General features: G+C 64.5%; 8 protein-coding genes. 1 reads left to right on the forward strand and 7 read right to left on the reverse strand.

Annotation, left to right across the window (positions count from 1 at the left end):
- The 7 genes from HY852_RS05365 to HY852_RS05395 all read right to left on the reverse strand — a co-directional run.
- A partial coding sequence (locus HY852_RS05365; RefSeq protein WP_291603177.1) for a phenylacetate--CoA ligase family protein occupies positions 1-1,218 on the reverse strand: 1,218 nt, incomplete at its 3' end.
- Positions 1,215-2,051: an ABC transporter ATP-binding protein gene (locus HY852_RS05370; RefSeq protein WP_291603179.1), complete on the reverse strand. Its 837-nt coding sequence runs from the start codon at positions 2,049-2,051 to the stop codon at positions 1,215-1,217. The genes HY852_RS05370 and HY852_RS05365, both read right to left, overlap by 4 nt.
- A 148-nt stretch (positions 2,052-2,199) precedes the next feature.
- Positions 2,200-3,483 carry an ABC transporter substrate-binding protein gene (locus HY852_RS05375; RefSeq protein WP_291603181.1) on the reverse strand — a complete coding sequence of 428 codons (1,284 nt, stop codon included), beginning with the start codon at positions 3,481-3,483 and terminating at the stop codon, positions 2,200-2,202.
- Positions 3,484-3,536: 53 nt separating this feature from the next.
- Complete coding sequence (locus HY852_RS05380) at positions 3,537-4,610, reverse strand: branched-chain amino acid ABC transporter permease (protein WP_291603183.1); 1,074 nt, start codon at positions 4,608-4,610, stop codon at positions 3,537-3,539.
- A 1-nt stretch (position 4,611) separates the two neighbouring features.
- A complete protein-coding gene (locus tag HY852_RS05385) occupies positions 4,612-5,505 on the reverse strand; it encodes a branched-chain amino acid ABC transporter permease (RefSeq protein WP_291603184.1) in 894 nt (297 codons plus the stop codon).
- A 316-nt stretch (positions 5,506-5,821) separates the two neighbouring features.
- A complete protein-coding gene (locus HY852_RS05390; protein WP_291603185.1) occupies positions 5,822-7,753 on the reverse strand; it encodes a long-chain fatty acid--CoA ligase in 1,932 nt (643 codons plus the stop codon).
- The gene (locus HY852_RS05395; protein ID WP_291603187.1) at positions 7,750-8,571 is read right to left on the reverse strand and encodes an ABC transporter ATP-binding protein; all 822 of its coding nucleotides are present in this window, start codon (positions 8,569-8,571) and stop codon (positions 7,750-7,752) included. Before HY852_RS05395 ends, HY852_RS05390 begins: the two co-directional genes overlap by 4 nt.
- Positions 8,572-8,906: 335 nt before the next feature.
- Between HY852_RS05395 and HY852_RS05400 the strand changes: the two genes are divergently transcribed.
- The gene (locus HY852_RS05400) at positions 8,907-9,581 is read left to right on the forward strand and encodes a Crp/Fnr family transcriptional regulator (protein WP_291603189.1); all 675 of its coding nucleotides are present in this window, start codon (positions 8,907-8,909) and stop codon (positions 9,579-9,581) included.
- Positions 9,582-9,655 lie beyond the last annotated feature (74 nt).

Genomic DNA, 9,655 nt, shown 5'->3' on the forward strand with positions numbered 1-9,655 from the left:
AATCACCTTGCCGTCATTCGGCAGCGTGCCTGGGTTCACCAGTTCGACATCGCCGCCGAGCTTGGTCACGGTGCGCAACGTGCCTGCGATTTCGGCGCGCAGCGCTTCATTCGCCTCCGCGCATTCGGCCCGCAAGGTCATCGCGTCGGTCTCGCCTTGGCGGGCGACAACCAGGCGCAGCCGGCCGAGCGCAGGGTGGCGCTTGCCGATCTCGACGATCTGCTCGGGGCGGACGAACATGCCCTTGACCTTTGTGGTCTGGTCGGCGCGGCCCATCCAGCCCTTGATCCGCACGTTGGTGCGCCCGCACGGGCTTGTTCCCGGCAGTGCCGCCGTGAGGTCGCCGAGCGCCAGGCGGATCCAGGGATGGTGGGGATCGAGCGAGGTCACGACGATCTCGCCGACGTCGCCGGCCGCGACCGGCTCGCCGGTGCCCGGGCGCACGATCTCCAGGATCAGGTCCTCGTTGACCACCATGCCCTCGCGCGCCGTGGTCTCGAAGGCGACCATGCCGAGGTCGGCGGTCCCGAAGGCCTGGTAGGCCTCGATGCCGCGGGACGTGATTTCGGCCTGGAGCGAGGGCGGGAAGGCCGCGCCCGACACCAGCGCCCGCTTGATCGAGGAGACGTCGCGCCCGGCGCCGGCCGCCGCATCCAGCAGGATTTTCAGGAAGTCCGGCGTGCCGCTGTAGCCGACCGGCCGGTAGGCCTCGATCAGTTCGAACTGCTGCTCGGTGTTGCCGGGGCCTGCCGGGATTACCGCACAGCCGAGTGCACGGGCGGACGTGTCGAAGATGAAGCCGCCAGGGGTGAGGTGATAACTGAAGGTGTTGAGCACGATGTCGCCCGGCCGGAAGCCGGCGGCAAACAGCGCCCGCGCTCCGCGCCAGGGATCGGCATGGGCGCCCTCCGGCTCGAAGATCGGGCCAGGCGAGGTGAACAGCCGGCTGAACGATCCCGGAGGGGCCGCCACGAACCCTCCGAACGGCAGGGAGGCCTTGTGCAGGGCGGGCAGCTCGGACTTGCGCAGCACCGGAAGGCGCGCCAGCGCCGCCCTGGACGTCACCGATGCCGGGTCTATGCCCTTGAGGCGCTCGGCATAGGCAGGCGCCGCCATGGCCTTGCGCAGGATGTCAGGAAGGCGCGCGAACAGCTCGGCCTCGCGCGCGGCAGGGTCGCGCGTTTCCAGCGCGTCGTAATGGTCGGTCGTGCCGGTCATAGCCACCGTTTCCGCCGTTTGAAGCTTTTCAGGTTCTTGAAGCTCTTGCGCTGGTCGCCGGCGCCGCCGAGGTAGAACTCCTTGACGTCCTCGTTGTCGCGCAGCGCCTCGGCGGTGCCGTCAAGCACCACCTTGCCCTGCTCCATGATGTAGCCGTGACTGGCGACGGAGAGCGCGGCGCGTGCGTTCTGTTCCACGAGCAGGATGGTCACCCCGAGATCGCGGTTGATCTCCTTGATGATGGCGAAGACCTCCTTCACCAAGAGCGGCGACAAGCCCATCGACGGCTCGTCCATCAGGATCATCTTGGGGCGCGCCATCAGCGCGCGGCCGATGGCCAGCATCTGCTGCTCGCCGCCGGAGAGATAGCCGGCAAGACCGGTGCGCTCCTTCAGGCGCGGGAAGTAGCTGAAGACCATGTCGATGTCGGCATCCACATCGTGGTCGCTGCGAGTGAAGGCCCCTAGCCGCAAATTCTCCACCGAGGTCATGTCGGCCACGATCCGGCGCCCCTCCATCACCTGGAAGATGCCGCGGCGGACGATTTTGTCGGGGTCGATGCCGTTGATGCGCTCGCCATTGAAGATGATCTCGCCGCGCGTCACTTCCCCGTCCTCGGTCTTGAGCAGGCCGGAGATCGCTTTCAGCGTCGTCGATTTGCCGGCGCCGTTGGCCCCGAGCAACGCCACGATCGCGCCTTTCGGCACTTCGAGGCTGAGGCCGCGCAGCACCAGAATGACGTCGTCATAGACGACCTCGATGTTGTGCACGCTGAGCAGGGGCGCGGGCGATAGCGTCGCTGCCGGCCGCCCGATGTGAGCCGCTTCACTCATGTTTTGTTACTCGCTGGCGTCATTGCTTACGCCGTCATTCCGGGGCGCCTCGAAGAGGCGAACCCGGAATCTCGAGGTTCCGGGCTCGATGCTTCGCATCGCCCCGGAACGACGGGAGAGGAGAGTTGTGAGGGCGTGAGCCGCACGCTCACCACCCGAGCCATTCCGGCTTGCGCGGCAGCTCGACGGTCTTGACCTTCTCGAGCTTGATCGCGCCATTGGCCATCAGGTCGTTGAGATCGCCGCTGGTCGCACCGGCGATCTTCATGCGATAGAGATCGACCTTGAGCGTGCCGCGGTGGTCCTTGTCGGTCCAGGTCGAAGGATTGCACACGCCCTCCATACCTGCCGGCACCCAGTCCTTCTTCTGGTGGAAGCCCTTGGCCACGTTCTCGCCGGTCGCGCCGCCATTCTTCGCGGCCCACTCGAGCGCTTCCCTGGTGTACAGGGCTGTGCAGACGCCGGCGATGTAGTGCACCGGCCGATAGACCTTCCCGGTCGGGTCGGACATCTTCGAGATTTCCACCACCGTCTTCATGCCTGGCGCGTTACCACCCCAGATCACCGGGGTACGCAGCGGGAAGACCACGCCGTCAGCCGCATCGCCCGCCGTCTTGGCGCCATTCTCGTCCATGCCCCAGACATTGCCCAGGAACTGCACGTCCACGCCCGCGGTCTTGCAGGCCTTCAGCACCGAGATGTTGGAGGCTGCGGTGTTGCCGAGATAGGCATAGTTCGCGCCGGAGCTCTTCAGGCTCAGGCACTGCGCGCTGTAGTCGCCGGGCGTCAGCGCGAAGACGATCGGCGGCAACACCTCAAACCCGAGTTCGGCCGCGAGCGCTTCGCCCGCCGCTTTCGGCGCGTTCGGATAGGGGTGGTTGGCGCCCATATGAACGTATTTGGGCTTGCCGCTCTTGCCCTTGGCCTTCCAGTCGTCGGCCGCCCACATCAGCATGGCGCGCACCGCGTCCGAGTAGCTCGGACCGTAGAAGAAGTTATAGGGCGCAGGCTTTGCCTTGCCGCTGGCACCCGCAGGGTCGGTCAGCGCCGCCGCATAGGACGCGGAAATATAGGGGATCTTGTCCTGGGCGACGAAGCCGGTCAGCGCCTCGGTGTCGGCGGTGCCCCAGCCCAGGATCGCGGCGACCTTGCCGTCGGGCGCCGACCACTTCTTGTACAGCGCCACCGCGCGCGGCACCTGGTAGCCGTAGTCGTTGGTGTCGACGTTCACCTGCTTGCCGCCGATGCCGCCGTTCTTGTTGATCCAGGCGAAGGCGTCGGCTTCGCCCTGCCCGTAGGGCTGTCCGACATCGGATGTCGCGCCGGAATAGTCGGCGAGATGACCGACCGCGATCTGCGCCTGGGCGCTTGCGGATGCGGCGCTGACCAGCAGCGCGAGCGAGACCGTGCTCAGTAGAGATTTCAGCTTCATGGACTAGTTCCTCCTGTTATTCGTTGAGAGAAGAGTTCGCTTCCCTTCTCGCCTCAATGCGAGAACGGGTAGAGTTTCCAGTACGCCTTGATCTGCCGCCATCGATGCGCGAGCCCGTCCGGCTCGAACATCAGGAACGCGATGATGATCACGCCGATCGCGATTTCGCGCAGGAAGGTGATGTTGGTATTGAGCGACAGCGCCTGGTCGATGATGCCGCCCTTCATGCGCAGGCTGATCCATTCCATCGATTCCGGCAGCAGCACCACGAAGGCGGTGCCCATCAGCGTGCCCATGATCGAGCCGGTGCCGCCGATGATGATCATGGCGAGGAACAGCACCGAGCGCTCGATGCCGAAACCCTCCTGCGAGACGACTTGCTGGTAATGCGCATAGAGCGCGCCGGCGATGCCGGCGTAGAATGCCGCCAGGGCGAACGACAGCGTGCGGTACTTGGTGAGATTGATGCCCATGATCTCCGCGGACAGGTAATGGTCGCGGATCGCCACCAGCGCGCGGCCGTCGCGTGTGCGCAGCAGGTTGGTGACGAGGACATAGCTGATGAGGACGTAGGCCAGCACGACATAGAAATACTGCCGGTCGCCGCGCAGCGTGTAGCCGAAGATCGAGAACGGTTCGGCGCTCGCCGGCACCGAGCCGCCGGAGAACCATTCGGCGCGGGAGAAGAAGTCGAGCAGGATGTATTGCGCGGCCAGCGTCGCGATGACCAGGTAAAGGCCCTTGAGCCGCGCCGCCGGGATGCCGAAGATCAGGCCGACCAGTGCGGTGATTACTCCGGCGAGCGGAATGGCGAAGAATACCGGGATCGGCGCGTTGTTGGAGATGTAGGCCGAAGTGAAGGCGCCGAACAGGAAGAAGGCGGCGTGCCCGATCGAGATCTGGCCGGTGAAGCCGACCAGGATGTTGAGGCCGAGAGCTGCAATCGCGAAGATGCCGATCTGGATCAGGATCGAGAGCCAGTATTCGCTGAAGAACTGTGGCGCGAGGCACAGCAGCAGGACGCCGGCGATAGCGAAGTTCCGGCTGGTCCTGGTCGGAAAGATCGTGGTGTCCGCCGCATAGCTGGTGCGGAAGTCGCCGGCGGGAATAAGCGAGGGGCTTGCCATGTCAGATCCGCTCGATGTCCTTGGTGCCGAACAGCCCGTAGGGCTTGATCATCAGGATGATGATCAGGACGTAGAATGGGGCGATCTCGTAGAGATTGCCCCAGTGCAAATATTGGCTGTCGACGTATTGGGCGACGTTCTCCAGCAGCCCGATGATGATGCCGCCGAGCACGGCGCCGCCGACGCTGTCGAGCCCGCCAAGGATCGCGGCCGGAAACACCTTGATGCCGTAGGCCGACAGGCCCGACGACACGCCGTTGACCACCGCGACCACGACGCCGGCGACTGCCGACACCATTGCCGAGATCGCCCAGGCCATGGCGAACACGCTCTTGACGGAGATGCCGAGCGATTGGGCGACCTGCTGGTTGAACGCGGTGGCGCGCATGGCGAGGCCGTACTTCGAGGCGCGGAAGAACCAGGCCATGCCGATCATCATCGCGACCGACACGACGAGGCTCATGACATAGACGGTCTGGATCTGCAGGCCGAACAGGTCCACCGCCTGGCTTTCGAAAATGCGCGGGAAGGGCTGCGGGTTGACGCCGAACATCCACTTCAGCGCCGCCTGGAACACGGTTGAAAGCCCGATCGTCACCATGATCACCGAGATGATCGGCTCGCCGATCATCGGCCTCAGGATTACCACCTGGATCGCGATGCCGAAGACGAACATGAACACCAGCGTCAGCGGCATGCCGATGAAGAACGGCACCTGGTATTTGGCGAGCAGCGCCCAGCACACCCAGGCGCCGACCAGCAGCAGCTCTCCTTGCGCGAAGTTGACGACCTGCGTCGCCTTGTAGATCAGCACGAACGACATCGCGACGACGCCGTAGAGCGTGCCGACCACGAGACCGTTGACGATGAGCTGGATGAGGAAGGCGGTGTTCATGTTGGCTGACCTGACTCGTCATTGCCGGGCTTGACCCGGCAATCCATCTCTTTGAGAGAGCGCGTCTTCATAAGAGGTTGGTTGCGCGGGTCAAGCTCGCGCATGACTATCGATTCTTCTGACGCTCTTCTCCCCTCTCCCCTTGTGGGAGAGGGTGGCTTTGCGAAGCGAAGCCGGGTGAGGGGTTCGCTCCGCATCGGAAGCGTGAAGAGAGGACCCCTCACCCAAGCGAGTGCGCGTTGACCAGCGGAGCGGCCCTCTCCCACAAGGGGAGAGGGCGCATCGACGCGCAGCGTTGCCTTCACATAAGCCATCCTCATTCCGCCGCCTCCGCCACGTGCGCGGCGATGCCGAGGTCCACGACCTTCAGCGTGGTGCGGACGCGCTGGGTGGTGCCGTCCTGGAAGCGGATGACGGTGTCGACCGGGATATTTGCATCGCCGCGATAGATCGCGTCGATAATGCCGGCATATTTCTCGTTGATGACGGCGCGGCGGACCTTGCGCGTGCGCGTCAGTTCGCCGTCGTCGGCGTCGAGTTCCTTGTAGAGCAGGAGGAAGCGCGAGATGCGCTGCGCCGGCGGCAGCGTCGCGTTCACCGTCTCGACCTCCTTCTGCAGCAGCGCGTAGACTTCCGGCCGCGAGGCGAGGTCGCTGTAGGTGGTGAACGAGAGGCGGTTCTTCTCCGCCCATTTCGAGATGATCGAGTAGCGGATGCAGATCATCGCGGCGAGTGCCTCGCGGCCTGCCCCCAATACGACGGCTTCGGCGATGTAGGGCGAAAACTTCAGCTTGTTCTCGATGAATTGCGGCGAGAAACGCTCGCCGCGCGAGGTCTCGGCGAGATCCTTGATGCGGTCGATGACGACGAGCTGCCCATGATCGTTGAAGTAGCCGGCATCGCCCGAATGCATCCAGCCGTCCTTCATGTCGGCTTCGCTCGCCTCCGGGTTCTTGTAGTACCCCAGGAACATGTTGGGATGACGGACGACGATTTCGCCGACGCCGTGGACGTCCGGGTTCTCGATTCGGATCTCGATATCGTCGGCCATCGCGACCCCGGTCGTGTCGGGATCGACCTTGCCCTCGGGATGCAGCGTGTAGGCGCCCAAAAGCTCGGTCTGGCCGTAGAGCGTGCGCAGCGGCACGCCCATCGCCTGGAAGAACTTGAACGTCTCGGGGCCGAGCGCCGCGCCGCCGGTCGCGGCCGAGCGCAGGCGGGTCAAGCCCAGGCGATCGCGAAGAGCGCGGAACAGCAGCATGTCGCCAACGGCGGAACGCTTGCCCTGTGCAAGGGCGTTGAGGCCCGCCTTCATGCCGAGCTCGTAAAGGCCCTGCTTAAGGGGCGTCGCATCCATCACCCGCGCGCGCACGTCGGCGGCGATCTGTTCCCACACCCGTGGCGCGAACAGGATGAAGGTCGGCGCGATCTCGCGCAGATCGTTCATCATGGTCTCGGGCTCTTCGACGAAGTTGATCTTCATCCGGCACAAGAGGCCTTTGCCGAGCACGTAGACCTGTTCCATGATCCAGGGCAGCGGGAGCACCGAGACGTATTCGTCCTCCGGTCCCTTGGGATCGAATGCGAGATAGGTCGCGCAGTGCTTGAGCACGCGGCTCGCCGCCAGCATCGCCAGCTTCGGATGAGAAGTCGTGCCTGATGTCGTGCACAGGATCGCGACGTCCTCGCCTTTCGTCGCATCAACTAGCTGATCATAAAGGCCGGGTTCGCGCTTGGCCCGCTCGCGGCCGAGGCTTGCCAGCTTCTCGGCCGTCATCAGCCGCGGATCGTCATATTTCCGCATGCCGCGCGGATCGGAATAGACGATGTGCTTGAGCGCCGGCACCCGGTCGGCGAGCCCGAGCAGCTTGTCGACCTGTTCCTCGTCCTCGGCGAACACCAGCCGCGCCTCGCCGTAGTTGAGGAGGTAGGATGCTTCCTCATCCAGCACGTCGCGATAAAGGCCAAGGCTCAGGCCGCCGATGGCATGGGTTGCGATCTCCGCCGCCACCCAGTCAGGGCGGTTGTCGCCGATGATGCCGATGACGTCGCCGCGGCCAAGCCCCAGTTCGACCAGGCCGAGCGCGAAGTCGCGCACGCGGTTCTGGTAGTCGTTCCAGGTGAACCGGCGCCACAGCCCCAGATCCTTCTCGCGCAGCGCGATCTCATCGCCATGTTCCCTGGCGTTGAGGCGCAGGAGCTTGGGATAGGTGTCGGCCTGCGCGACCCGCGCGGCGTAGTCCATCATGCCGCGCTCTCCGTCGCTGCCGGCACGTCGTCGGGATCGACCAGGACCTCGTCCTCCTCGCCGAGATAGGCGCGCCTGACGTGCGGGTCCGCCAGCACGGCGGAGGGATCGCCCTCGGCGATCTTGCGGCCGAAATCCAGCACCATCACGCGGTGGGAGATGTCCATCACCACGCCCATGTCGTGCTCGATCATCACCACCGTCATCCCGAACTCTTCGTTCAGGTCGACGACGTAGCGCGCCATGTCCTCCTTCTCCTCGAAGTTCATGCCGGCCATCGGCTCGTCCAGGAGGATCAGGCTCGGCTCGAGCGCCATGGCACGTGCCAGTTCCACGCGCTTGCGCAGGCCGTAGGGGAGGGTGCCGGCGGTCGCCTTGCGAACCGATTGCAGGTCGAGGAAATCGATGATCTCCTCCACCTTGTGGCGGTGCTGAAGTTCCTCCCGCCGCGCGCCGGTCAGCCAGTACAGCGAGCCGGTCAGGAAGTTGTTCTTCAGCAGGTGATGGCGCCCGACCATGATGTTGTCGAGCACGCTCATGTGGTGGAACAACGCGAGGTTCTGGAAGGTGCGCCCGATCCCGAGCGAAGCGCGGGCATTGGGCGTAAGGCCGGTGATGTCGCGGCCCTTGTAGAAAAGCTGTCCTTCGGTCGGGTGGTAGCGGCCGGAAATGCAGTTGACCATCGAGGTCTTGCCGGCGCCGTTCGGGCCGATGATCGAGAACAGCTCGCCTTCATTGATGGCGAAGCTGACGTCGGTGAGCGCGCGGACGCCGCCGAACCGCAAGGATACCCCGCGCACTTCCAGACTCTGGGCCACTAAAACTTCCCTCCCGGTGACGGCGCTTGATGCGCTTCTATCGTCAATGTTCGCCGCTGATCCTACATCGACCCCGATGGCGAGGCCATGCAACTAAAGGTCTCGATCGGTCCGGCCCAGGCTCCGCTGACGATGGTACTGGGCCGCACCACGGCATGGTGGTCCTCCTTAAGAGAAAGCGGTAGTTTGAAATGTCTTGTGCCTGACAATTGGCCGGAGAAATTAGCCCGCGCTCGGCGTGCCTGATTCCGGTGCGGACGCGGCTCACGGGGCGTTGTTGCAATGCAGCAAATGGGAAGTAAGCAAGCACCGGCGGTGCCGATGACGACGGGAAGATGATTTCTGCGGATCAACTGAAGCGTATTGCTGCCTGGTCGTGCGAGCTGAACGAGCGGGAAATCGAGTTCGCCCGTGCCGGCATCGTCGAGAGGTCGTATTCGGCCGACGAGTTCATCTTCATGCGCGGCGAGCGGTTCGATTTCTGGACCGGCATGGTGAGCGGCCTCGCCCGCATGGGCATCGTCTCGCGCGGCGGCAAGGAGACGAGCTTCACGGGCCTGACGACCGGATCGTGGTTCGGCGAGGGCAGCGTGCTCAAGAACGAGCCGCGCCGCTACGACGTGGTGGCGCTGCGCGACACGCGTCTGGCGCTGATGGACCGCAGCACGTTCATCTGGCTGTTCGAGAACAGCGTCGGCTTCAACCGCTTCCTGGTGCGCCAGCTCAACGAGCGGCTTGGCCAGTTCATCGGCCTGTTGGAATACGGTCGCACGCTCGATGTCACGGCGCGCCTCGCCCGCAGCATCGCCGCACTGTTCAATCCCATCCTCTATCCCGGCCTGACGCCGCACCTTCAGATCACCCAGGAGGAGATCGGGGCCTTGTCGGGGATCTCGCGCCAGAATGCCAACCGCTGCCTGAACCAGCTGCAGCAGGAGGGTCTGCTGCGGCTGGAATATGGCGGCGTCACCATCCTCGACCTCGATCGGCTGCGGCATTACGGGGAGTAGTGGAAGGCCGCCACTTCGCTGCAGAGCGAATTAAACTCCTCATAAAGCCGCGTTCTTACCCTCTCTCGGTCGGG

It is taken from the genome of Bradyrhizobium sp., assembly GCF_016213215.1.
In the GTDB taxonomy this organism is placed as follows: Bacteria; Pseudomonadota; Alphaproteobacteria; order Rhizobiales; family Xanthobacteraceae; genus Bradyrhizobium.

Coding starts and splice junctions, on each gene's coding strand:
- HY852_RS05385 (WP_291603184.1), bottom strand. CDS start 5,505: ATGAACACCGCCTTCCTCATCCAGCTCATCGTCAACGGTCTCGTGGTC.
- HY852_RS05375 (WP_291603181.1), bottom strand. CDS start 3,483: ATGAAGCTGAAATCTCTACTGAGCACGGTCTCGCTCGCGCTGCTGGTC.
- HY852_RS05400 (WP_291603189.1), top strand. CDS start 8,907: ATGATTTCTGCGGATCAACTGAAGCGTATTGCTGCCTGGTCGTGCGAG.
- HY852_RS05370 (WP_291603179.1), bottom strand. CDS start 2,051: ATGAGTGAAGCGGCTCACATCGGGCGGCCGGCAGCGACGCTATCGCCC.
- HY852_RS05390 (WP_291603185.1), bottom strand. CDS start 7,753: ATGATGGACTACGCCGCGCGGGTCGCGCAGGCCGACACCTATCCCAAG.
- HY852_RS05380 (WP_291603183.1), bottom strand. CDS start 4,610: ATGGCAAGCCCCTCGCTTATTCCCGCCGGCGACTTCCGCACCAGCTAT.